The organism is Rhodococcus sp. WY5, from assembly GCF_018588185.1.
Classification (GTDB): Bacteria; Actinomycetota; Actinomycetes; order Mycobacteriales; family Mycobacteriaceae; genus Rhodococcus_F; species Rhodococcus_F qingshengii.
This window is the reverse complement of record NZ_JAAMPR010000001.1, coordinates 1,599,756-1,621,859: the sequence shown is the minus strand read 5'-3', so window position 1 is coordinate 1,621,859 and position 22,104 is coordinate 1,599,756. Positions and strand designations below refer to the sequence as shown.

Genomic DNA, 22,104 nt, shown 5'->3' with positions numbered 1-22,104 from the left:
TCGACGTTAGACCTACTCTGAAGTGATGTTCATGCGCAGCGCAAAGACATTTGTTCCCGACGCACTCCGTGGGTTGATCGCATCCACCGACGACATCGCGTGGAATCCCGACCCTGGGTACCTCACACGCGCAAGGCCACTTCCCCGTGGACGGGTCGCGCTCGTCTCCGGCGGCGGTTCAGGCCACGAACCCATGCACGCCGGATTCATCGGCGAAGGAATGCTCACAGCCGTCTGCCCCGGATTGGTCTTCAGCTCACCCAATGCACTTCAGATCCACGAGGGATCCAAGGCTGCCGACGCCGGCGGCGGCGTCCTTCACATCGTGAAGAACTACACCGGCGACGTGATGAACTTCGGTATCGCCCGAGAGTTGCTACGCGAGGACAAGATCGATACGGACGTCGTCCTGGTCGACGACGACGTCGCGACCGAACGCGCAGACGGCAGCGGTCCGGGACGACGCGGTACTGCGGCAACCATCGTGGTGGAGAAGGTCTGCGGCGCATCCGCCGCCCGCGGCGACGACCTGGCCGAGGTGACCCGGATCGGACAACACGTCGCGCACTCCGCTCGGAGCATGGCCGTCGCCCTTCGCCCATGCACTTTGCCGGGGGCTGACGAGCCGTCGTTCGACTTGCCGGCGGGTCAGATGGAACTCGGTATCGGCATCCACGGCGAACGCGGCACAGAACGCGTGGACGCCCTGCCCGCACCGGAATTGGTGCGGCGGCTGACGGACCCGATCATCAAGTCCCTGAGTCTCGCCGAAGGCGACCGCGTCATCGCCGTCGTCAACGGTCTCGGCGCCACCCACCCGCTGGAGTTGCAACTTCTGTTCGCCGAACTCGGAGATTATCTGGACGAACAGGGAATTCACATCGAGCGGACACTGATCGGAACCTTCGTCACTGCATTGAACATGGTAGGCGCGTCCATCACCCTTGTTCGCACAGACAAAGAAATCCTCGAATTATGGGACGCACCAACAAAAGCGCCCGCCTGGCCGAATGCTATAGCGCGTGAGTACACCGGCATGGGCACGCGCGAATCTTTCGGCCCCACATTCACACCCGACACCTCACGCACCGCCGAAAGCAGCTTCGTCGGAAGCTGGATTGCGGACTGGGCCGAGAAGGTACTGGATCAGGAACCGGCACTGACCGATCTCGACCGACGAGCGGGCGACGGCGATTTCGGGACCAACATGGTGGCCGCACTGGATCAACTCGACATCTCGGCGATCCGTGACACGTACTCCACCGCAACGATATTCGATGCAGTCTCACAGGCGTACCTCGGCCACGCCGGTGGCACCTCCGGCGCATTGTTCGGCATCTGGTTCCGGCATTTCTTCCGCGTTGCCGCAGACTCGGCGGACTCCGAACTCGACCTCGGCGCGATCGCGGCTGCAGCGCGAGCGGGACTCGACAACATCACCTCGCTCGGCGGCGCACGCGTCGGCGACAAGACGATGGTCGACGCGATAGTTCCGGCGGTCGAGTCGTTGGAGCAATCCGTGAGCTCGGAAGCCGATCGAGATGCTGCGCTGGCGAGCGCAGCGGAAGCCGCAGCGGCCGGGGCGGAGTCGACCGAAACCATGCTCGCGAACCGCGGACGTGCAAGTTATGTGGGCGAAGCCGCTCGCGGAGTAGTCGATCCGGGAGCGCTACTCATAGCGTGGTTCTTCGCCAGTGCAGTGGGTCACTAGCGAGCACTTCGGGGCTGTGACTAATCTGGCAGCCACAGCACATCGTTTGTGACGACCCGTGGGCGAAAGCACCGGTCTCACACACCACACAGGAGCAGCCCATGCTGAGCACCATGCAAGACGCCCCCCTCTCCATTGCTCAACTTCTCCGCCACGGTGCCTCCGTTCACGGCGCCTCCGAGGTTGTCACGTGGACCGAGTCCGGCCCGCGCCGTGTGTCCTACGCTGACGTCGGCAAGCGCTGTGCTCAGCTCGCGCACGCCCTGCGCGGGCTCGGCGTCGAGGGCGACGAGCGAGTCGCCACGTTCATGTGGAACAACTCCGAGCACCTCGAGGCGTACCTGGCGATCCCCTCGATGGGCGCTGTGCTCCACACCCTGAACATTCGTCTGTTCCCCGAGCAGTTGATCCATGTCGCCAATCACGCCGAGGACCGCGTGATCATCGTCGACCCGTCCCTGATTCCGCTTCTCTCTCCGCAGCTTCCGTCGCTGACCACCGTCAAACACATCGTCGTCACCGGCTCCTCCACTGCAGGACTCGAAGCTCCCGAGGGAGTGCAGGTTCACACCTACGAGGGCTTGATCGCCGATCAGCCCACCGAGTTCGACTGGCCCGAGGTCGACGAACTGAGCGCTGCCGCAATGTGTTACACGTCCGGCACCACGGGTGACCCCAAGGGCGTCGTCTACTCCCACCGTTCGATCTACCTGCACTCCATGCAGGTCTGCATGAGCGACGGCCCCAACCTCGCGCAGGGCGATCGTGCACTCGCCGTGGTGCCTCAGTTCCACGCCATGTCGTGGGGACTTCCCTACGCCGCATTCATGATCGGTGCTTCGCTGATCATGCCCGACCGCTTCCTCCAGCCTGCCCCGTTGGCTGCGATCATCGCCAGCGAGAAGCCGACGTTCGCCGCAGCCGTCCCCACCATCTGGCAGGGCCTGCACCTCTACCTCGAGCAGAACCCGCAGGACATCTCCTCGATGCGCGAGGTTCTGATCGGTGGGTCCGCGGTACCGCCTGCCCTCATGCACGCATTCGAAGCCGACCACAACGTCTCCGTCCTGCATGCCTGGGGCATGACCGAAACCTCCCCGCTCGGATCCGTTGCCCGCCCGCCGGCCGGCGTCACCGGCGACGCGATGTGGAAGTACCGCTACTCCCAGGGTCGATTCCCGGCATCCGTCGAGGCACGTCTCATCGACGATGACGGCAAAGTTGTTGCACACGACGGCGTTTCCGTCGGCGAGCTCGAAGTGCGCGGCCCCTGGATCACCGGGTCGTACTACGGCGTCGATGCGGAAGACAAGTTCAACGACGGCTGGCTCAAGACCGGCGACGTCGGATCCATCACGGCCGACGGCTTCCTGAGCCTGTCCGACCGCTCCAAGGACATCATCAAGTCCGGCGGCGAATGGATCTCATCGGTCGACCTCGAGAACGCCGTCATGGGTCACCCTGACGTCACCGAAGCTGCCGTCATCGGCGTGCCGGACGAGAAGTGGGACGAGCGCCCGTTGGTCGCGGTTGTTCTGCGCGCCGGATCCGAGACCACGATGTCCGAACTCCAGCAATATCTTTCGGACAAGGTAGCCAAGTGGCAGCTCCCCGAGAACTGGGCTGTGGTTCAGGAAGTTCCGAAGACGAGCGTCGGCAAGTTCGACAAGAAACGCCTTCGCGCCGACTACCACGAGGGCGGACTCGAAGTCACTCGCCTCTGACACGGAGTGAATGCTGAAGCATGAATACTGAAGGTGGGCAACAGGTTTTCACTCTGTTGCCCACCTTCATTTAACGAGCAATGCACTTTACGGACGATAACCGACCGTGCGAAAAGCGATGTCGACGTACTTCTGCGCCAATTGCGACGGCGACATCGGACCGCCGGTCTGGAACCAACGCGGCAGTGACTGCGCCATACCGAGTATTGCCCGGACGGTCTCTTCGGTATCGGTGACCGCGAAATCTCCCGATGCCACACCGTCGTCGACGATCCTGCGCATCAGCAACTCGAGCCGCTTACGACTGGCGGCGTATCGACTTCGGCTTTCCGGTGAGACATGCCGGATCTCGGTGTCCAACGCAGCATGCCGCGACCGGTGGGTCATATAGAGAACTATCGCCTCCACCACCAAGGCGAAGCGTCGTACCGGATTTTCGCCGGCCTCCGCTTCTGCCGCTTCGGTTCTGGTATTCAGCTCACTCATCGAGACCTCGAACAAAGCGACGAGAATTGCCTCTTTGTTCGCGTGGTGATAGTAGAGCGCGGGAACGGTTACCCCGACACGATTGGCAATCTGGCGCACCGTCGTGCCGTGGTAACCATTCTCGTCGAAAAGCTCGAGCGAAGCCATCAGGATGTCGGTCATCACCAGCGGCGGGAAGGACCTCCAGTCCACTGCCACCGAGCTCACCGACTCCACCTCGCCAGTCATGTGATAGCCGAAATTACCGCGGTGCCATACGGATTGCACCGTCGAGGCGGATCGTCTCACCATTGAGCATGGGGTTGGAAACGATGTGCGCAGCAAGCGCGCCGTACTCGCTGGGATCACCCAGGCGAGAGGGGTGAGGCACCTGCTGACCCAACGACGCCTGGGCTGCTTCGGGCAGTCCAGCCAGCAACGGGGTCTTGAACAAGCCGGGTGCAATGGTGTTGACGCGGATCAGCAGCGACGCGAGGTCACGGGCGATGGGAAGCGTCATACCGACGACGCCGCCCTTCGACGCGGAGTACGCAGCCTGCCCGATCTGGCCGTCATACGCTGCGACCGAAGCGGTGTTGATGATGACGCCGCGTTCACCGTCGATCGGCTCGGTCTTCGAAATACGTTCCGCAGCAAGACGAAGGACGTTGAAGGTGCCGATCAGATTGACGTCGATGACCTTCTTGAACGCGTCGAGCGGGAAAGCGCCCTTCTTGCTGACCGTCTTGACTGCGTTGCCGATTCCGGCGCAGTTGACTGCCACGCGCAGGGGTCCGAGGGACTCGGCCACGTCGAGTGCCGCGGTGACCGCAGCCTCGTCGGTGACGTCTGCAGCCGCGAAGCGGACCCGGTCGCCAAGTTCCTTGGCGATGGCTTCACCGTTGGACGACGGAAGGTCGATAATGACGACGCTGGCACCGTCGGCAAGAAGGGCTTTGGTCGTAGCCAGGCCGAGGCCGGATGCTCCACCGGTGACGACGGCGACGCTGTCGTTGACGATCATGAGAGTTCCTTTCGAAAGGTTATGTGTTTCAGATGCGTTCGATGATTGTGGCGTTGGCCATGCCGGCGCCCTCGCACATGGTCTGCAATCCGTAGCGTCCGCCGGTGGCCTCGAGGTGGTTGACCATCGTGGTCAGCAGACGAGTACCCGAGGACCCCAGGGCATGGCCGAGTGCAATCGCGCCGCCCCACGGGTTGAGCTTTGCCGGGTCGGCGCCGAACTCGTGAGCCCAGGCGAGTGGAACGGGAGCGAAGGCTTCGTTGACCTCGTAGGTGTCGATGTCGTCGATGCTCAGACCCGCGCGAGCGAGCACCTTGTGGGTGGCTGGGATGGGTGCGGTGAGCATGAAGATCGGGTCATCGCCCGCAACGGAGAAGGAATGGAAACGAGCTCGCGGCGTCAGCCCTAGCTTCGACGCCATTTCTTCGCTCATGATCAGTGCTGCGGACGCGCCGTCGGTGAGCGGCGACGAGTTACCGGGAGTGATCGACCACTGCGCCTCGGGGAAGCGCTGCGCGTACTTCTCCGAGTAGAACGACGGCTTCAAACCGGCGAGTCCCTCGGCGGTAGTAGACGCGCGAACCGTCTCGTCGACGATATGCGAGACGGTCTCACCGGCGGCGTTGGTCACCGAGATCGGCAGAATCTCCTTGTCGAAGAGCCCCTTCGCCGCTGCCTCTGCTGCCCGCTGGTGGGACTGCGCGGAGAATGCGTCGAGAGCGTCGCGGTCAAGCTTCCACTTGGCGGCGATCAATTCTGCAGAGATTCCCTGGTTGACCAGGCCTTCGGGGTAGCGAGCCGCGACGCCCGGACCGGAAGCGTCCTTCCCCATCGTCGTGGTACCCATCGGGACACGACTCATGGATTCGACGCCTGCCGCGATCACGATGTCGTAGGCCCCGGCGATCACGCCCTGCGCCGCAAAGTGCGCAGCTTGCTGACTTGATCCGCACTGGCGATCAATCGTGGTGGCGGGTACCGACTCGGGGAACCCTGCCGACAGGACCGCGCTGCGGGTGATGTTGAGCGCCTGCTCACCGGCCTGGCCGACGCAACCGCCGATCACGTCGTCCACCAGGGCGGGGTCGAGGCCGTTTCGCGAGGTGATGGAACGCAGAACGTGGGCCATCAGTTCGACAGGGTGCGTCCCGGACAGTGCTCCGCCCGGCTTTCCCTTGCCGGACGCGATCCGGACTACATCGACGATCACTGCCTTGGTCATCTTCGTTCCCTTCCAGGACGTGCATTGCTGGGGCGGTCCGGCACCCGAGTTTCGTGGCGCCGGGTACCGGACCGAGATCGAGGGAGCACCCTGACTTAGCGCTCGCTAAAGAACTACCACCGACTTGATCCTCTCGTCAAGAGGGGGCCTCCGAACTCGAAACAAATGCGGCCGACTAAAAGCTGGGCGATCAGTGACCTCGCCTGGCCCACGCCATTCATTAGTACTTTCGAATGATAGGTTTTCAATCTTCGCCCGAAATGTCCGGAATCGGATAACCTTCCGCCACAAGCAATCCAAGCCACAGGGGATTCGGGGCGTGGCACCAATCGATGACAACCGCAGGGGGACTGACCGGGAGGTTTGGCGTGGACCTGCGATACGTTGCCTTCACGCGTGCCGACCCGCATTTCTACGACCGAATCAGAACGGTCACCCGACCAGATACATCAACTGACCAGCACTTTATCCCCGCGAAGTCGGTGGATTGGTCGCTCTGGCGGCGCGGTCCCCAAAGTGGACCGTGGAACTACTTCCAACCGCCCGACGGTCTGCTGCCAGAACAAGGATGGAAGATTCACTGCTCCGCTACCCAAGCCAACGCGCAGGAGCTGCTCGATACCGTTTCCGTGTATTGCGGTCACAATCATGTGCCGTTCAAATTTCTTCGGACGGCAGCAGACCTCATGTTGTCCAACAGCAAGCAGGCCAATCGAACTTCCAGCGGAAAATTCATCACGATCTATCCGGCGGATGGTGTTGCCACACAACGTGTCATCACCGAACTGGACAAGCTTGTCACCGGTGCCGACGGGCCGTACATCCTCAGCGATGTGCGATGGAACCGGGGACCGCTCTACTTACGGTACGGCGCGTATCTGCCCATGCAGACCTACGATTCATTCGGCGATCGCGTCCCCGCAATTCGGCGTCCTGACGGATCGCTCGAACCCGATGTGCGCGGCACTTCCTTCAGAACTCCGGACTGGGTACAAATCCCGGACTTCGTTCGCGCGCAGCAAGACAAGCTGAAATCACATGACGAATTCCCCTATTCGATCAATGAAGCCCTGCACTTCAGCAACAGCGGGGGGATCTACTCCGCGTTCGACGACGCCGGCATCGATCTGGTCATCAAAGAAGGCCGTCCCTTTACCGCCCCGGACGCCAACGGCCGGTACGCAATCGACCGCATCCGTAACGAGTACGACAAGTTGACCCACCTTGCCGACAACCCGTACGCACCTTCTGCGATCAGGTTGTTCGAGCGCGAGGGACACCACTTCCTTGTCACCGAGCGCGCTGCCGGCACTCCCCTGAATCAGGAAGTTGCGCTCCGCCACCCACTGATACGCGCGGACCAGACACTCAGTTCCCGAACGGAATACAGAACCTGGGCACTCGACATTGCACAACAGTTGACTACCGCAGTCGAGAGCTTCCACAACGCCGGAATCGTTCATGCCGATCTTCACCCTGGCAACGTCATGTGCTCACCGTCCGGTATTCGGATCATCGACTTCGAGATGGCCCACAACATCGACGAGCATCCGCCCCGGTCCACCGGAGCCCCCGGATACACAGCACCTCGACAGTTGACAGGAATCGCGGCGGATCGATACTCGTTGGGCTGCATCGAGCTGGGACTCTTTGTTCCACTTACTACATTGTTCCCTCTCGATCGCAACAAGATTCCCGAACTCATCGACTATGCGGTGTCTCGATTCGATCTTCCCCGCGCCTTCGGTGCCTCGCTCTATTCGATGCTCGACGTACAGGCGCCGGAGCCGGAGAATCGCCCACATCGTTGGGACACGTCGCCCGGGGAAAACCTGCAACGGGCGGCCGCTCTATTGCGCTGCGGCATACTCGCCTCGCTTGATCTCTCCCGCCCTGATCGACTCTTTCCCGGTGACATCGCCCAGTTCGAAGTGAACGGTTACGGCATTGCTCACGGCTCGTGCGGAAACCTACTCGCCGATGATCTTCCCACCGACACCTTGGAGACAGTTCTGGAATGGACTGAACATCAAGTTGATTCGGATACGCAACCACGGTTCGGTTTCTTCGACGGGCTCGCAGGTGCGGTGCATACCTTTCGGCAACTAGGACGACACTCGACTGCCGACAGATGGGTCGAGACTTTGTGCAAAGCTTCACTCGACGAGCTCGACTCCAGCCTCTTCGACGGCCTTTCCGGCATCGGTTGCCTCCTACTCGAGGAATCGGTTTCACGGCCGATCGTGTCACCCACTCTCGCTGTCGTGACTGAAACTCTGCGCGAACGAATTTCAGCTGCTCGCTTGCATGTCCGCGACGCCGGCGGAACACCTTGGGCAGTGGCCGGCCGAGGTGGGCTGATGCGGGGACCGAGCGGACAAGCACTGTTCTGGACTCGCCACTACGAACTGAGTGGTGATCCTCGATCGCTGGAACACGCACGCCAGCTCGTCGACATCGATCTGTCTGTGATGTCGATGTGCCCTGACGGGTCGATGCAGCTGAGAGAGGAGCGCCGGACGATGCCGTATCTCGGATCCGGGTCTGTCGGTGTGGGCCTGGTACTTCTACAACTTCTGCGCCATGTCGACGAACCGCGTTACGCAGCTGCGGTGCGTGCGATATCCCGCGCCGCCACAGTCGAATTCACTGCCCAAGCCGGACTACTCAACGGGCGAGCCGGGCTGATTCTGTTTCTCAGCGAACTCTCCAAGACTCCATACGCCGGCGCCGATTGTGAACAGACGCTTGCACAGCAGTTTCAGCTTCTGGGCTTGCACAGCCTCAATCACGCAGGAGGCCTGCACTTTCCAGGTGAACAGAACCTGAGACTCTCGACAGACTGGGCAACCGGATCTGCAGGAATACTGGCGTTGCTCCGATATACCCGATCGGCAACTGCCCGACAGTCGTTTCCACTGATGTGCGCGTCGAACTGCCACATCGCCTAATTGTTCGGAAGTTATCACCCACGGCAGATTGGAGCACAGAAGTACCAGGCGAAAAACCTGGAATTAAATCAACACCGCAAGCAAACTCGATCGATCAAATCCATCGGCAAGAACGCCGATCAACAAAGGAAATGACAATGGACGCTATTCTCTCCCTTCAAGATCTGTCAGTCGCCGCCGGCAACGTCGGAGATGCCGGCCAACTCGAGCAGAACGCGGCAATCAGTTCCCTCAGTTTCTTCTGCCTCTGACCTCAGGCCGATACCTCGGAGCAAGTCCGGGGTATCGGCTTTCGGAATCCGTGCGGATCATCAGACGAACAATATTGTTTCATCATGAGACGCATCCGCACTTCACCGAGCTGTATTCGCCGATGATGTGTGCGACCTGGCGGCAATGCCGAGGGTAGATCGCATGGTCACTGGCGACGATATTCCTACTGATCCTGACAGCCGCACTTTCGGGTTGGTTCGTTCAGCGTTGGGGCGAGAGTTGGGACTTCGGCGACATCTGCTCACGCTGGTACGACGGGGGTGGCGGTTGCCGTGCCAACACCGCTCTCACCTTGACGACGCTTCTCGTACTCCTACTACCGTTCGCCTCAGGAATGCTGGTCGGCGTCACCACATTCGCCCGAGACTTCGAGCGGAGGGTCTGGTGGTTTGAGTTTCAATAGCTGTCAACGACAAGATGAGGGAATCGGTACCATCCGCCCCCGATGTCTTCCAGCCGGAGCTGATTGAAGGTCTTGTCGGACACACCATCGGGTGCGTACACCCAGCCGGGATTGTCCAAGATGTCCAATCCATCTCGTGCGTCATAGAAATAGACGTGGCCTTCACTGCTGACGTTGGCATAGGAGATATCGAATCTGCCGATTCGTAGATCACGATGATACCCATCGGAATAGGGATCGTCAGGTTCTTGAAGTAGTTGCTGTGCAACGGTTTCGAAGTCTGCCCGATACTGATCGAAATGTGGCTGCCCCGCGGCCGCGATCCCGAGTGCGATCACCACGAGAACCGGAACAGCGACATCGGACCACAACCATCGGCGTCGCTGCCACCAGCACACTCCGAGCAGCACGATTGCAACACTCGCCGTGAGGACCCAGAGAACGACCGCACCGGCGATCGAGAGTGCACTATCCGCAGGTTCGGGCCAGGTGAGATGGCATTTCGCTGCGACATACATCGCCGACGCCGACGCTGCGATAAGTGCGTTTACCAAAACAACCCAACGAAGAGCACCGGACCTTCTCGTTGCCTGCGAGTTCGACACTGCCTGATCCATTCGATGAGAATAGCGAGCTGTTTGTCGCGGACTAGCAGTAACCACTTCCCCGATCTCACGATCGATTGTTTCTCGGCACGGAGAAAGTGTCCACGGTGCTATCTTTGCTGGCTATGGGAGGCAGGGCTGCGAGGATGGTCGATTTGAACTACCGATGTCAGGAGAGCTCGGCGACTCCCAAAGTCGACAGGTCAATTTTGAGCACGGCTGGATTCGGTGGATCGCAGCAACCAATACCATCGTCACCCCATGATGACGTGACTGTTGCGGGCGAGTCGTGAAGATTCGATTATTACGAGCAAGCCAAGCGTCTTTAGCAACATCGCTGATCGCACTAACCTTGGTCTATTTGTTGGACGCATTTTCTTTGCGCCTCCAACATCAGCCCAGCTGGTGCATTGATCACTATGGAATCCCATCACGATTCAATTATCTCCTTCCCGGCCGGGCGGAGAGGGTAGCGGCAGGAATTACAGACTTCTGGGGATGGTTCCCTCCAGGCATAAGCTGTACATTCACTGATGCAGTGACCAAAGAAAGCGAAACGGTGGCACCGGCCGCGGACAGGTCGTACATCGTCGTCGTTCTTGTGGCGCTGATCATGATCTCGACTGTCGGCGTATTGTTCGGCCGCCGGAAGCGCTGAAGATTGGTTTTGGCTCGGGACTGCAGATGCGCACTCGACACCAGACCGATGAGTAATAAATCGGTGTCCGTCGTGTCCGGCGCTTCCACCACTCGTCGATCTTCGCGAATCCACCAGCCTTGTTCGAGGGCATTTCTTGCGGGTCCTGGTGGTCTTCGTTCCCATCACGCTGGCGATGACACTCCTGGGCCTGGTGCTCGGCTGGACCCATGCGCTTGCCGGGGACAGGCGGCAACATGATCGACGCCGATTGCAAAATGTGCTGGGGCTCAGACAATTCCGACGTGATGCTGTTGCGCTCCGGGTTGATGGTGGCGCTCGCACTCGTCGGCGCACGTGGACTACGTCGGCGACCCGCCTATAACCGACTGTCCGAAATGTCGAAATCGATTTGATAGCAGCAATTTTCGATCCACATTCTCTTGTGTTCGAAACTTTGTTCGATTATGCTTTCGGCATGGACAGTCGGGATGCGTGGCAGCTGGATGGCGAGGACCTCAAGGGGGAGGTTCTGGATCTGGTGCGCGCCCGACACGAGTTGCAGTCGCGGATGGTGTTGCTGATCGTGGAGATGTTTTCCCGGGACGTTCTCGGTGGAAAGGGTTTTCGGGCGATCGCGCAGTGGTTGCACGGTTCGACGAATCTGGAGATCGGTGAGTGCAGTCTGCTGGTCGGGTTGGCGCGGTTGTTGATGCTCGAACCCGTTGTGGGCGATGCGTTTCACCGCGGTGACGTGGATGCGTTGAAAGCGCGGCAGGTGGCGTCGTTCTGTCAGCATCCACCGAAGAACATGACGCCGGCGGATGTGGACAAGGCCCGCGGGATCCTGCTTGGCCTGGCGTCGAAGAACATTGCTGATTGTGATGCGGTGCGGGCGGCGATCCGGCGGATCGAGAAGCAGTACGGCAAACGCGAGGACGGCGTTCCGGTGGGTGAGGATTCGGAGCGTAACGAGTTCTACGCCTCGAAAGGCTTGTACGGGCGGGTGTCGGTGAAGGGTGATCTGGATGCGGTGAACGGGGCCCGGTTGATCACGTTGTTGTCGAGCCTGTCTGCGCCGACACCGGAAAAAGACGGCGTGAAGGACACACGCACGCCTGCATTACGACGGGCGGACGGGTTCTGCGAATTGTTGCGCCGGTACGAGCGGGCGGGGTTGGGTCCGATCGAAGGCGGAGTGAAACCGCACATCACGGTGACCGCGTCGGCAAAAGACATGACGGACCTGCAAGCGTTGAAAGACCTCTTGCCGTCGACTCAGGAACTGGGTTTCGCGTGGACGGATTGGGTGGGCCCCATCAGTATCGATACCGCGCGGATGTTGGCGTGCGACTGCACCGTGACGCGAATTTTGTTGGATGAGAACGGTGTTCCGCTCGACTGCGGCAAGGAAGCGAGAACAGCGACGGTTCCGCAAAGGCGAGCACTGGCCGTCCGGGATGGCGGGTGCGCGTTTCCGGGGTGCGGGACTTCGTCGGGGTGGTGCGATGCCCATCATATTGTTCACTGGAACGATGGTGGCCCAACAGATCTCGACAACCTGGTTCTGTTGTGCGGTCATCACCACCGGACGATGCACCACACCGAGTGGCGTGTCGAGATCGGCCCGGATCGGAAGACGGTGTTCTACCCACCCATGTCGATCGATCCGTATCAACAGCCGATCGGCGGGAACAGCCCACCCACAGCAGCCTGAACCGCGACAATCGAATACATCAGCACCGGGGACGAACCATGCCCCGGTGCTGGTGCACGTTTCTGGTCAGATCCCAACCCCTCAAATCCCAACCCCTCAAATCCCAGCCCCTCAGATCCCGGCCCTTCGCACGAGAGCGTCAGTGGCAGAAGGGGATACAACGTCAATCGCTCGTAACAGCCCCGCGTACCGCGGATACAGCTCGACGGGACGCGTATTGATCGCCCTCAAGATCCACGATGCAGCTTGATCGGCCGTCAGCGCCGGCTGGCTCACGTAATCCGCCGTCGGCGCGATCATCGGTGTTCGTATGAGTGGGAATTGCACTGTGGTGACATCGACACCGGTGCCGTGACATTCCGCGCCGAGGCTTCGGCCGAATGCACTGAGAGCAGACTTCGACGCGTGATAGGCGCTGAACCTGGGCATCACGCCCGCAGTGACTCCCCAGGTTCCGACGTTGATGATGTGTCCGGACTTCGCCTCGAGCATTGCGGGCAGTAGCCGCAACGTCAGTCTTGTCGGCCCGAAGTAGTTCAGCGCCATGGTGCGCTCGTAGTCATGGAATCGGTCGACCGAATCCAACGCGGTACGCCGGATCGAGCGACCCGCATTGTTGACGAGGATGTCGACCGACCCGAATCGATCCGCGATCGTCTCCGCGAGTTCGTCAACGGCTTCACCGCGGGAGAGGTCCGCAGGCACGATGTGTGCCCATCCTCCCCTGCGGTGAATCTCGTCCCGTACGTGTTCGAGGTTTTCCTCACCGCGCGCGACCAGGATCATCTCGGCTCCCCGACGAGCCAAGAGATGAGCTGTCGCCTCACCTATCCCCGAGGAAGCTCCTGTCAGAACGATCGTCTTGTCGGAGAGCGTGACGCCGCGTGACGGAACAAGGGAGCGCAGACGCGTCGGCGGTCTCAATGCAAGATTGCTGAGAATCGATCTGATCACGTCGGCCTCGGTTCGATCTTCGCGTGCGATTCGGTGCGAACCCGTCCCTGAACAGCCCACTTCGGACGCACCGCGGAAATTACTCAAAAGTAAGTTATGGCGCCGTTTCGGCCGTGTCAAGAATTCGTCGGGATTCAGGAGTATCTGCCACTAGCTTTTCCTGATACCTCGGGTTACATTAAATCCAGACCGAGTGCCAGCGATCACACAACCGGCCCTCGATTCCACCGAACACCGCGAGAAATACCAGCGGTGACCGAAACGAAGAGGAGACGCCATGACGCTCACATCGCCGCTCGACAAGCGCGGAGAAGCATCCGACGACTCGTACAACGAGACGCTTCGACTCCTGTCCGAGGGCTCGGTGCACAAGCACTTCGACCCGTACCTCGACATCGACTGGGACTCCCCCGAGTTTGCCGTCGTCCCGAACGATCGCCGCTGGATCCTCCCGGCCGAGACTGACCCGCTGGGTGCACACCCGTGGTACCAGTCGCAGTCCGAGGCCAGGCAGATCGAAATCGGCATGTGGCGCCAGGCCAATGTCGCGAAGGTCGGTCTCCAGTTCGAGAACATTCTGATCCGCGGCATGATGCAGTACGTCTTCTCACTGCCCAACGATTCGGCCGAGGCGCGCTACTGCACGCACGAGTCGGTCGAAGAGTGCAACCACACGATGATGTTCCAGGAGATGGTCAACCGCATCGGTGCCGACGCTCCCGGGATGAGCCGTCCGATGAAGATGCTTGCACCCTTCATCCCCCTCGCTGCGGGTCCGTTCCCCGAACTGTTCTTCGTCGGTGTCCTCGCCGGTGAAGAGCCCATCGACCACATTCAGAAGAGCATCCTGCGCGCCGGCGGCCAGATCCACCCGATCATGCAGTCGGTCATGGCCATCCACGTAGCCGAGGAAGCGCGTCATATCTCGTTCGCGCACAAGCTTCTGAGCCGCCGCATCCCGCTGATGTCACGCCCGAACCGGTTTGTCCTCTCGCTGCTGTTCCCGATCGTCATGCGCATTCTCTGTGACGCCATCGTCATCCCGCCGAAGTCCTTCTGGAAGCAGTTCGACATCCCGAAGTCCGTGAAGAAGGACCTGTTCTGGGATCTGCCCGAGTCGCGCCAGACCCTGCGCAACTACTTCGGTGACGTCCGCATGCTGGCCACCGACACCGGCCTGATGAACCGTGCCTCGCGCCTGGTGTGGAAGGCCTGCAAGATGGACGGCCGCGCATCACGCTTCCGTAGCGAACCTCACCGCAGCTCGCACAACGCCGCCGCGTAGCTCCCGGACAGTCGAGATCGGACTCATAGCGCCATGCCACACGTAGTCACGCAGTCCTGTTGCAGCGACGCCTCGTGCGTCTACGCCTGCCCGGTCAACTGCATCCATCCGACGCCGGACGAGCCGGACTTCCTCACCGCCGAGATGCTGCACATCGATCCGCAGGCCTGCGTCGACTGTGGCGCATGCGTCTCGGCCTGCCCGGTCGACGCCATCGTCCCCGAGTCGAAGCTGACCGACCCGCAGCGAGTCTTCCTGTCCATCAATGCGGACTTCTACAAGGAAGAGCGACCCAGGCCGCTTCTCGCCAAGGTCATCCCGGCAGCCCACGTCGACAAGGGCCGACCGCCGTTGCGCGTTGCGATCGTCGGTTCCGGACCGTCGGCGATGTACGCCGCGGACGAGTTGCTGACTCAGCCTGACGTGCAGGTCAACGTCTTCGATCGCCTTCCTGTGCCTTACGGCTTGGTTCGCGCCGGCGTTGCTCCGGACCATCAGAAGACCAAGCAGGTCACTCGCTTGTTCGACAAGATCGCCGCACAAAAGGGTTTCGAGTTCTACCTCAACGTCGAGATCGGCAAGCACATCTCGCACAGCGAACTGCTCGAAAATCACCATGCGGTGCTCTACGCAGTCGGCGCTTCGTCCGACCGTGGTCTCGGCATTCCGGGCGCTGATCTGCCTGGCACGGCCTCGGCCACCGACTTCGTGGCCTGGTACAACGGCCACCCCGATCACGCCGACGACGTCTTCGACCTCTCACATCGCCGCGCGGTCATCATCGGAAACGGAAATGTCGCGCTCGACGTCGCTCGCATTCTGACGGCCGATCCCGAGAAGTTGGCCGGTACCGACATCTCCGCTCACGCACTCGCCGCTCTGCGGAAGAGTCGCGTCGAAGAAGTTGTCATCGTGGGTCGACGCGGAATCGCGCAGTCCGCGTTCACGGTCCCCGAGTTCACCGGCCTGATGGCACTGCCGGACATCGAACTCTCTGTCGGACCCGACGACATGGTTCTCGACTCGGCCACCGAAGAACTGGCAAAACGCGGCGAACTCCCGCATGCCGTCGAGCAGAAGTTGCGTCTCCTCGAAGCCCTGAAGAACCGCGATCACGTCGACGTCGGCAACAAGCGCATCACGTTGCGCTACCTGCTCACGCCGACCTCGATCACCGGCGACGATCAGGTCAGTGGAATCGAGTTCGCGCGCAACGCTCTTGTCGACGCCAACGGAACCGTGCAGATCGAAGCAACCGGCGATACCGAGACCATCGATACCGGCTTGGTCCTCACCTCGATCGGCTACCGCGGAGTGCCCATCCCCGGCGTCCCGTTCGACGAGCGTGCGTCGGTCATTCCGAACGAGAACGGCCGAGTCCTCGAAGCTCCGAACGGTGATCCCGCCACCGGGGTCTACGCGACCGGTTGGATCAAGCGCGGACCGAGTGGGTTCATCGGCACCAACAAGTCCTGCGCGCAGGAAACGATCAGGATGCTCGTCGACGACTTCAACGACGGACGCCTGACCAACCCGGTCGCAGACGACTCCGCAGTCGATCGTCTGGTCCGGGCGCGACAGTCCGACGTCGTCGACCGCGAGGGCTGGCATGCCATCGACAAGGCGGAACTGGAACGCGGCGCTGCGCACGATCGTGCCCGCGAAAAGGTTCTGGATCAGGTCGAGATCACCTCCATCCTCGACGCTGCGGCCCGGGTGAAACCGACGCGTCGATTCGGTCGACCTGTACGCGTTCGCTGATCCGCTACAGGTAAACAGCTACTTTCACGCACACGGCCCCGCCTGCAGACTCGTCTGCCCGGCGGGGCCGTCTGCGTTCCGGCAACGTCCCACTCAGCGAAAATTTTTGCCCGTCAGCGGCCGAAATCGTGTAATACTGCAACCTGTTCCAGTAAGCGGCACAGCGGGCCCACGATCCCCCGGATCAGGCTCGCCAACCAGATGAGGATTGCATGAGCGAGACTGCAACGCCGGCGCCGAACGGGAGTGTGACGCCTGCAGTAGAGGGTTGGTTCACCACCGGCGACGAACCTGCTCTGATCGGCACGAAGTGCCAATCCTGCGGCACCATTTCCTTCCCTCGTGAGGCGACGTTCTGCAAGAACCCGAGCTGCTTCAGCGAGGAGTTCGACGATGTGGAACTCTCCCGTAGCGGCACTGTCTGGTCGTACACCGACGCGCAATACCAGCCCCCGCCGCCATACATCCCGCGCTCGGATCCGTACGAGCCTTTTGCTCTCGCAGCAGTCGAACTGCCCGAGGGCATCGTCATCCTCGGCCAGGTGGCCGACGGATTCGGCGTCGACGATCTCAAGGTCGGCAATACCGTCGAATTGGTTGTCGAGCCGCTGTACACCGACGAAACCGGAGTACGTACGACGTGGCGATGGAAGCCTGTCGCCGCAGCTGATCAGGAGTTGCAGTCATGAGCAAGGACGTCGCAGTACTCGGTGTCGGTATGCACCCCTGGGGCAAGTGGGGGCAGTCGTTCGTGAAATACGGCGTTGCGGCCGCTCGCGCCGCGCTCGCCGATTCGGGTGTGAATTGGCAGGATGTCGACTTCATCGTCGGCGGCGAGACCGTCCGCAACGGGTACGGCGGATACGTCGCCGGAGCCACCTTCGCGCAGGCACTCGGCTGGAACGGCGCTCGCGTCGCCACGTCGTACGCCGCGTGTGCGACGGGAGCCCAGGCACTCGACACCGCTCGCGCACGAATCCTGGCCGGCCTCAGCGAAGTTGCCCTGGTCGTCGGCGCCGACACCACGCCGAAGGGCTTCCTCGCTCCCGTCGCCGGTGAGCGTTGGGACGACCCGGACTGGCTGCGCTTCCGCCTCATGGGTATGACCAACCCGGCGTACTTCGCGCTCAACGCGCGTCGTCGCATCGACCTCTACGGCGCCACCGCGGAGGATTTCGCCAACGTGAAGGTCAAGAACGCCAGGCACGGGCTGAGCAATCCGAATGCGCGCTACCGCAAGGAAGTCACCGTCGAGAACGTGTTGGCCTCCCCCGTGGTGTCCAATCCCCTTCACCTGCTCGACATCTGCGCGACGTCCGACGGCGGCGCCGCAATCTTGCTGACGTCGATGGAATACGCCCGCAAGATGGGCATCGCGGAACCTGTTCGCATCAAGGCTATTTCGACGGTCACGCCGACGTTCCCCCAGACGGTCATGGACATGCCGAACTTCTCCACCGATTCCAGCTCCGCCGTTCCCGCTCCGGAGCGCACGTTCAAGGAATCCATCGGCTACGCCGCATACGAAGAAGCCGGGATCTCTCCCGAGGACGTCGACGTCGCCGAAGTCTACGACCTCGCTACCTCCGTGGAACTGGACTGGATCGAAGACCTTGCCCTCTGCAAGCGGGGCGAGGCCGAGCACCTCCTGCGTGCGGGTGACACCAGTATCGGAGGCCGCATCCCGGTCAATCCGTCCGGCGGTCTCGCGTGCTTCGGCGAAGCCGTTCCCGCACAGGCACTTGCGCAGGTGTGCGAGCTCACTTGGCAGCTTCGTGGACAGGCCGAAGGCCGTCAGGTCGAAGGCGCCCGCATCGGTATCACCGCCAACCAAGGTCTGTTCGGACACGGCTCCTCGGTAATCGTTTCCGCCTGACCCTGTTCTACTTTCGTGGCGGTCGCACACTCACCCGTGAGCGGCCGCCACGATCACGTCTGCCACTGCCCCTGGCCGGGAAACCAGCGATGCGTGCGAGGTCGGGAGTTCGCTGGTGTTCGCGCCCATCCGGTTTGCCATGAACCGCTGCGCCGATGCTGGGATCACGCGATCCTCACCGGCAACCAGATACCAGCTCGGTGTGTTCGCCCACGACGGTGGCCCGCCGAGCTCGAGGTTCGCCCACAAAGCCGCAGACTTCTGATGCGCCAACATCGTTGCCGCTGTCTCGTCGGAAACATCCTGAGCGAAGACGGAATGGAAATACTCGTCCGTGACGTAGCCGTCGGCGTTCTTCCCGCCGATCGCGTGAGGATCGTCGACGATCTTCAATCCCAGAGCCGGAGGAAGCAATTGGCTGCCAGGAAACCTGATGGGATCGATCGTGATCTGCACCGGCTCACCCTGAACCGGAGCAAACGCCGCGATGTACACCAACGACTGCACCTTCGGGTCGTGAACATTGGTGATCACCGCGCCGCCGTACGAGTGTCCGACGAGCACGACAGGTCCGTCGATGTCCGCAACCGTCTTCTCGATCACGGACGCGTCGTAAGCGGGCCCGCGTAGAGGATTGTCCGGCGTCACGACGCGATAGCCACGCGAGCGTAGGTCGGCGGCAACGCCGTCCCAACTGGTCGCGTCGGCAAAAGCGCCGTGGACGAGAACGACGGTTGGCTTGGGGCTCGCCACCGCAGCGCCGGAGCCGAAGATCACTCCAGCCGCGACTGTCATGAGTAACGCCAGAACTGCGGTGAATACACGTGAGATCTTCATGCGTTTCCTTCACTCTCGTCGAAAAGCGAGAAACTGCGGTAGGCCGGGACACGCCCGTTTCGATCCTAGAAATACCTGCTGCGACGGACGTGACTGTCCGTGCAGACTTTTGAGCTCACACTGCACAACTTCTGGTTGAGCGTCCGCATCGCGGGGTATCAGGGCTGCATGGCTTTGCTCCTGGATACTTCCGTGTTGGAGCCTGACCAACGCGCGGACGCCTTTGTCGACGCGATGGGTCGTGCCTCGGTCCCGTGTGCAATCCACTTGGAGAACCCGGAACGGGTGAGCGCGAGAATGAACGTGTGGAACCTCGGTGCAGCATCACTGTTCCGCTCCGAGTCGACCGGTATGCGGTTGACCCGAACACCACGTCACGTCCGGTCCGCGTCGATGCCCGTCCTTGCGATTGCCCTGCAGGAGATCGGGATCGGCCATCTAGATCAGCACGACGAACAACGCAGAGTGCCCGCCGGTGAGCTGTTGATGACGGACCTGACGTCGACCTACGATTTCTCCTGGCCGGGAACGGGCGCTTCCCAGTGCCTCTACGTTCCGATGGATCGGCTGGGACTGCCGATCGACACCGTGCGGGACGCAGCTACCCGGCCTCATCACAGCAATCTGTACCCCGTGATGATCGCGCACGTTCGTGAATTGTTCCGCAGCGCCGCTCTGTTGGAGACCGATCCTGCCGCCGAACAATTGGGCGAGGCCTCGATCGAACTCGCACGTGCTTTGGTCGCTTCGATCGCACATGCGAATCCTGACGCATCCGCTCCGAGATCGGCCCTTGCCATGACTTCGATCCGTCGATACATCCGTGAACACCTTCACGATCCGACACTGAATCCCGCACGAATTGCTCACGCCCACAACATCTCACTGCGACAGCTGTACAAGATCTGCTCGGACAACGGCTTTCGGATCGAACAGTGGATCATCACCCAGCGCCTGCAGAAGGCTCGGGACGAACTGGCTCGACCCGCTACCGTCGATCTGCCGATCGCGACCGTTGCGCACCGGGCGGGGTTTGTCGACGCCGGACACTTCAGCCGACGCTTTCGACAGGCCTACGGGCTGAGCCCGACTCGTTGGCGTCAGCTCCGCGATTGAAGCAGCGCCACAACGTCTGACTGACCACGACTTTCGGCATTGTCCAACGCGGTCTTCCCCGATGCATCCCGGATCGAGGGATCTGCCCCCGCGTCGAGAAGCTGAGTGATCACGTCGATATAGCGCACCGAACCATCGCCGTACACAACGGCTTCGAGTAGCGCCGTCCACCCGGGATCGTTGACGTGATTGACCGGAACCCCGGCAGCGATCAGCATCCGGACGCTCTCGACATGCGCGTGTTCACTCGCGGGAATCAGCGCCGTACCGCCGTAACGGTTCACGCTGTCGACGTCCGCGCCGTGGGCGAGCGTGAGCGCCAGAATCTCGTTCAAACCCTCGGCTCCGGAATACAGGAAGGCCGAATCCTGCATGGAATCCTTCGCGTTCACGTCTGCTCCGGCAAGAATCAACGTAGAAGCCGCAGCGACAGCGTCGTTCTTGGCGGCCTCGACGAGTGGAGTCCGTTCGCCCTCGCCGCGAGCTTCGATGTTCGCGCCCGAAGCCAGGGCCGCGGTGATCGCTGCCGGATCATTGCGGTCCACCGCATCGAAGAGCGCCCGTTCGGATTCCGGCGTCGATGGCGGCTTTACGCCCGTAATCGATACAGCTGCCGCTGTCGTCGCTGACGCGGCGATCGTCGACGTCACCGGGGTGTCGGACGAACTGCAGCCGGCCAACGCCCCGGTCACTGATACCGCGAGGATAACGCAGACGAGGGCAGACCTACCCGGAAGCGCCGTCACAGCGGATTACTTTCTTGGACAAGAGTTTCAAGCGTCAGCCTAACGGCGTCGAGATGTTCGGCCATCGCTCTGGAGGCGTGGTCGTAGCTGCCGGATGCGATTCCTTCGACTATTCGTTCGTGTTCCTCGTTCGACCTTTCCTGGCGACCGGCAACAAGATTGAGTGTCTCGGACTGCCTTGTCAACGCTTCACGAATATCGACGATTACCGACTCGAAGACCCGATTCCTACTGGCTTTCGCGATCAGTCCGTGGAACTGCGCATCGAGTGCGACCCATACGAGCGGATCATCCTCGTCACGCATCTGCTGGACCAGTCCGCGGAGGGCCGTCAGTTCCTCCGCTGTGTGCCGTTGGGCAGCCCACCCTGCGGCCGGAATTTCAACATGCGGCCGCGCTTCGACCAACTCGTTGGCCGCGTAGCTGCCGAAGTCGAGGTCTCGCGCTATCGAATCGCTGACGACGAAGGTGCCGAGCCCGGATTTCGTCTCGGTGAGCCCGAGGGCATGGCACGAGCGCAGGGCTTCACGGATGACCGATCGACTGACCCCGTGTCTTTCGGCCAGGGACGCCTCGGACGGGAGACGCTCTCCGACTGCCAGTTCGCCGGAGGTTATTGCGGCACGGAGGTCGGCGAGAACCGCCTCGGCAGCACTCACCCGCGAGGCGACGGGTCGCCTGGTGGCCCAGCTGTCTGACAGGTTCATGCCGTCATTGTTGCGACTGCCGAAGACCCGCGTCAAACATCGCACTTGATGAAGGGTTGACGTGCCGGAGTGAGCGAGGTAACAATTACG

General features: G+C 61.4%; 17 protein-coding genes. 9 read left to right on the top strand and 8 right to left on the bottom strand.

All coding sequences use genetic code 11. The features are described from left to right. Nucleotides 1–25 precede the first annotated feature (25 nt). Entirely contained in the window at nucleotides 26–1,711 is a 1,686-nt protein-coding gene (locus G4D79_RS07380) for a dihydroxyacetone kinase family protein (protein ID WP_058038373.1), read from the top strand. A 101-nt stretch (nucleotides 1,712–1,812) separates the two neighbouring features. Continuing rightward, on the top strand, nucleotides 1,813–3,435 hold the full coding sequence (locus G4D79_RS07375; protein ID WP_003943212.1) for a long-chain fatty acid--CoA ligase: 1,623 nt from the start codon (nucleotides 1,813–1,815) through the stop codon (nucleotides 3,433–3,435). A gap of 87 nt (nucleotides 3,436–3,522) precedes the next feature. On the opposite strand, the gene G4D79_RS07370 is transcribed toward G4D79_RS07375, so the two are convergent. Genes G4D79_RS07370 through G4D79_RS07360 form a run of 3 tightly spaced genes read right to left on the bottom strand, consistent with a single transcriptional unit; the run spans nucleotide 3,523 to nucleotide 6,146 of the window. Next, nucleotides 3,523–4,149, bottom strand: coding sequence for a TetR/AcrR family transcriptional regulator (locus tag G4D79_RS07370; protein WP_050656998.1), 627 nt, complete (start codon nucleotides 4,147–4,149; stop codon nucleotides 3,523–3,525). A 13-nt stretch (nucleotides 4,150–4,162) separates the two neighbouring features. Continuing rightward, on the bottom strand, nucleotides 4,163–4,924 hold the full coding sequence (locus tag G4D79_RS07365) for a 3-hydroxyacyl-CoA dehydrogenase (RefSeq protein ID WP_003942978.1): 762 nt from the start codon (nucleotides 4,922–4,924) through the stop codon (nucleotides 4,163–4,165). A 28-nt stretch (nucleotides 4,925–4,952) separates the two neighbouring features. Beyond that, a complete protein-coding gene (locus tag G4D79_RS07360; protein WP_030536138.1) occupies nucleotides 4,953–6,146 on the bottom strand; it encodes an acetyl-CoA C-acyltransferase in 1,194 nt (397 codons plus the stop codon). Nucleotides 6,147–6,514: 368 nt separating this feature from the next. Between G4D79_RS07360 and lanKC the strand changes: the two genes are divergently transcribed. Then, nucleotides 6,515–9,097 (top strand): class III lanthionine synthetase LanKC, encoded by a 2,583-nt coding sequence (lanKC, locus tag G4D79_RS07355; RefSeq protein WP_099697260.1) that lies wholly within the window; start codon nucleotides 6,515–6,517, stop codon nucleotides 9,095–9,097. A gap of 669 nt (nucleotides 9,098–9,766) precedes the next feature. Here the strand turns inward: lanKC and G4D79_RS07350 are convergent. Beyond that, on the bottom strand, nucleotides 9,767–10,390 hold the full coding sequence (locus G4D79_RS07350) for a hypothetical protein (RefSeq protein WP_054186991.1): 624 nt from the start codon (nucleotides 10,388–10,390) through the stop codon (nucleotides 9,767–9,769). A 1,103-nt stretch (nucleotides 10,391–11,493) separates the two neighbouring features. Here G4D79_RS07350 and G4D79_RS07345 point away from each other — a divergent pair. Beyond that, on the top strand, nucleotides 11,494–12,732 hold the full coding sequence (locus tag G4D79_RS07345) for an HNH endonuclease signature motif containing protein (RefSeq protein ID WP_058038477.1): 1,239 nt from the start codon (nucleotides 11,494–11,496) through the stop codon (nucleotides 12,730–12,732). Nucleotides 12,733–12,843: 111 nt separating this feature from the next. Here G4D79_RS07345 and G4D79_RS07340 read toward each other — a convergent pair whose 3' ends face one another. After that, nucleotides 12,844–13,686 (bottom strand): SDR family oxidoreductase, encoded by an 843-nt coding sequence (locus G4D79_RS07340; RefSeq protein WP_074447109.1) that lies wholly within the window; start codon nucleotides 13,684–13,686, stop codon nucleotides 12,844–12,846. A gap of 277 nt (nucleotides 13,687–13,963) precedes the next feature. Between G4D79_RS07340 and G4D79_RS07335 the strand changes: the two genes are divergently transcribed. The 4 genes from G4D79_RS07335 to G4D79_RS07320 all read left to right on the top strand — a co-directional run bounded on the left by G4D79_RS07335 (nucleotide 13,964) and on the right by G4D79_RS07320 (nucleotide 18,608). Beyond that, nucleotides 13,964–14,971: a diiron oxygenase gene (locus G4D79_RS07335; RefSeq protein ID WP_003943163.1), complete on the top strand. Its 1,008-nt coding sequence runs from the start codon at nucleotides 13,964–13,966 to the stop codon at nucleotides 14,969–14,971. 33 nt (nucleotides 14,972–15,004) lie between these two features. Beyond that, nucleotides 15,005–16,732 carry an FAD-dependent oxidoreductase gene (locus G4D79_RS07330; RefSeq protein WP_003943176.1) on the top strand — a complete coding sequence of 576 codons (1,728 nt, stop codon included), beginning with the start codon at nucleotides 15,005–15,007 and terminating at the stop codon, nucleotides 16,730–16,732. Between the two features lie 212 nt (nucleotides 16,733–16,944). After that, nucleotides 16,945–17,421, top strand: a complete 477-nt coding sequence (locus G4D79_RS07325; protein WP_037126255.1) for a Zn-ribbon domain-containing OB-fold protein — start codon at nucleotides 16,945–16,947, stop codon at nucleotides 17,419–17,421. Next, the gene (locus G4D79_RS07320) at nucleotides 17,418–18,608 is read left to right on the top strand and encodes a lipid-transfer protein (RefSeq protein WP_099697176.1); all 1,191 of its coding nucleotides are present in this window, start codon (nucleotides 17,418–17,420) and stop codon (nucleotides 18,606–18,608) included. Before G4D79_RS07325 ends, G4D79_RS07320 begins: the two co-directional genes overlap by 4 nt. A gap of 30 nt (nucleotides 18,609–18,638) precedes the next feature. Here G4D79_RS07320 and G4D79_RS07315 read toward each other — a convergent pair whose 3' ends face one another. Continuing rightward, nucleotides 18,639–19,445: an alpha/beta fold hydrolase gene (locus tag G4D79_RS07315; RefSeq protein WP_030536147.1), complete on the bottom strand. Its 807-nt coding sequence runs from the start codon at nucleotides 19,443–19,445 to the stop codon at nucleotides 18,639–18,641. Between the two features lie 99 nt (nucleotides 19,446–19,544). Here G4D79_RS07315 and G4D79_RS07310 point away from each other — a divergent pair, with 99 nt between their 5' ends. Continuing rightward, nucleotides 19,545–20,561, top strand: a complete 1,017-nt coding sequence (locus tag G4D79_RS07310) for a helix-turn-helix domain-containing protein (protein WP_230691778.1) — start codon at nucleotides 19,545–19,547, stop codon at nucleotides 20,559–20,561. On the opposite strand, the gene G4D79_RS07305 is transcribed toward G4D79_RS07310, so the two are convergent. Continuing rightward, on the bottom strand, nucleotides 20,546–21,253 hold the full coding sequence (locus tag G4D79_RS07305; RefSeq protein ID WP_037126258.1) for an ankyrin repeat domain-containing protein: 708 nt from the start codon (nucleotides 21,251–21,253) through the stop codon (nucleotides 20,546–20,548). The two genes, G4D79_RS07310 and G4D79_RS07305, sit on opposite strands and share 16 nt — an antisense overlap. A 50-nt stretch (nucleotides 21,254–21,303) precedes the next feature. After that, nucleotides 21,304–22,014 (bottom strand): FadR/GntR family transcriptional regulator, encoded by a 711-nt coding sequence (locus G4D79_RS07300; RefSeq protein ID WP_030536150.1) that lies wholly within the window; start codon nucleotides 22,012–22,014, stop codon nucleotides 21,304–21,306. Between the last annotated feature and the right edge of the window lie 90 nt (nucleotides 22,015–22,104).

Excerpts from the sequence above, each read along its gene's own strand:
- G4D79_RS07375 (WP_003943212.1), top strand. The coding sequence starts at position 1,813 with ATGCTGAGCACCATGCAAGACGCCCCCCTCTCCATTGCTCAACTTCTC.
- G4D79_RS07300 (WP_030536150.1), bottom strand. The coding sequence starts at position 22,014 with ATGAACCTGTCAGACAGCTGGGCCACCAGGCGACCCGTCGCCTCGCGG.
- G4D79_RS07350 (WP_054186991.1), bottom strand. The coding sequence starts at position 10,390 with ATGGATCAGGCAGTGTCGAACTCGCAGGCAACGAGAAGGTCCGGTGCT.
- G4D79_RS07330 (WP_003943176.1), top strand. The coding sequence starts at position 15,005 with ATGCCACACGTAGTCACGCAGTCCTGTTGCAGCGACGCCTCGTGCGTC.
- G4D79_RS07325 (WP_037126255.1), top strand. The coding sequence starts at position 16,945 with ATGAGCGAGACTGCAACGCCGGCGCCGAACGGGAGTGTGACGCCTGCA.
- G4D79_RS07335 (WP_003943163.1), top strand. The coding sequence starts at position 13,964 with ATGACGCTCACATCGCCGCTCGACAAGCGCGGAGAAGCATCCGACGAC.
- G4D79_RS07360 (WP_030536138.1), bottom strand. The coding sequence starts at position 6,146 with ATGACCAAGGCAGTGATCGTCGATGTAGTCCGGATCGCGTCCGGCAAG.
- G4D79_RS07345 (WP_058038477.1), top strand. The coding sequence starts at position 11,494 with ATGGACAGTCGGGATGCGTGGCAGCTGGATGGCGAGGACCTCAAGGGG.
- G4D79_RS07370 (WP_050656998.1), bottom strand. The coding sequence starts at position 4,149 with ATGACTGGCGAGGTGGAGTCGGTGAGCTCGGTGGCAGTGGACTGGAGG.
- G4D79_RS07320 (WP_099697176.1), top strand. The coding sequence starts at position 17,418 with ATGAGCAAGGACGTCGCAGTACTCGGTGTCGGTATGCACCCCTGGGGC.
- G4D79_RS07380 (WP_058038373.1), top strand. The coding sequence starts at position 26 with ATGTTCATGCGCAGCGCAAAGACATTTGTTCCCGACGCACTCCGTGGG.
- G4D79_RS07365 (WP_003942978.1), bottom strand. The coding sequence starts at position 4,924 with ATGATCGTCAACGACAGCGTCGCCGTCGTCACCGGTGGAGCATCCGGC.
- G4D79_RS07315 (WP_030536147.1), bottom strand. The coding sequence starts at position 19,445 with ATGAAGATCTCACGTGTATTCACCGCAGTTCTGGCGTTACTCATGACA.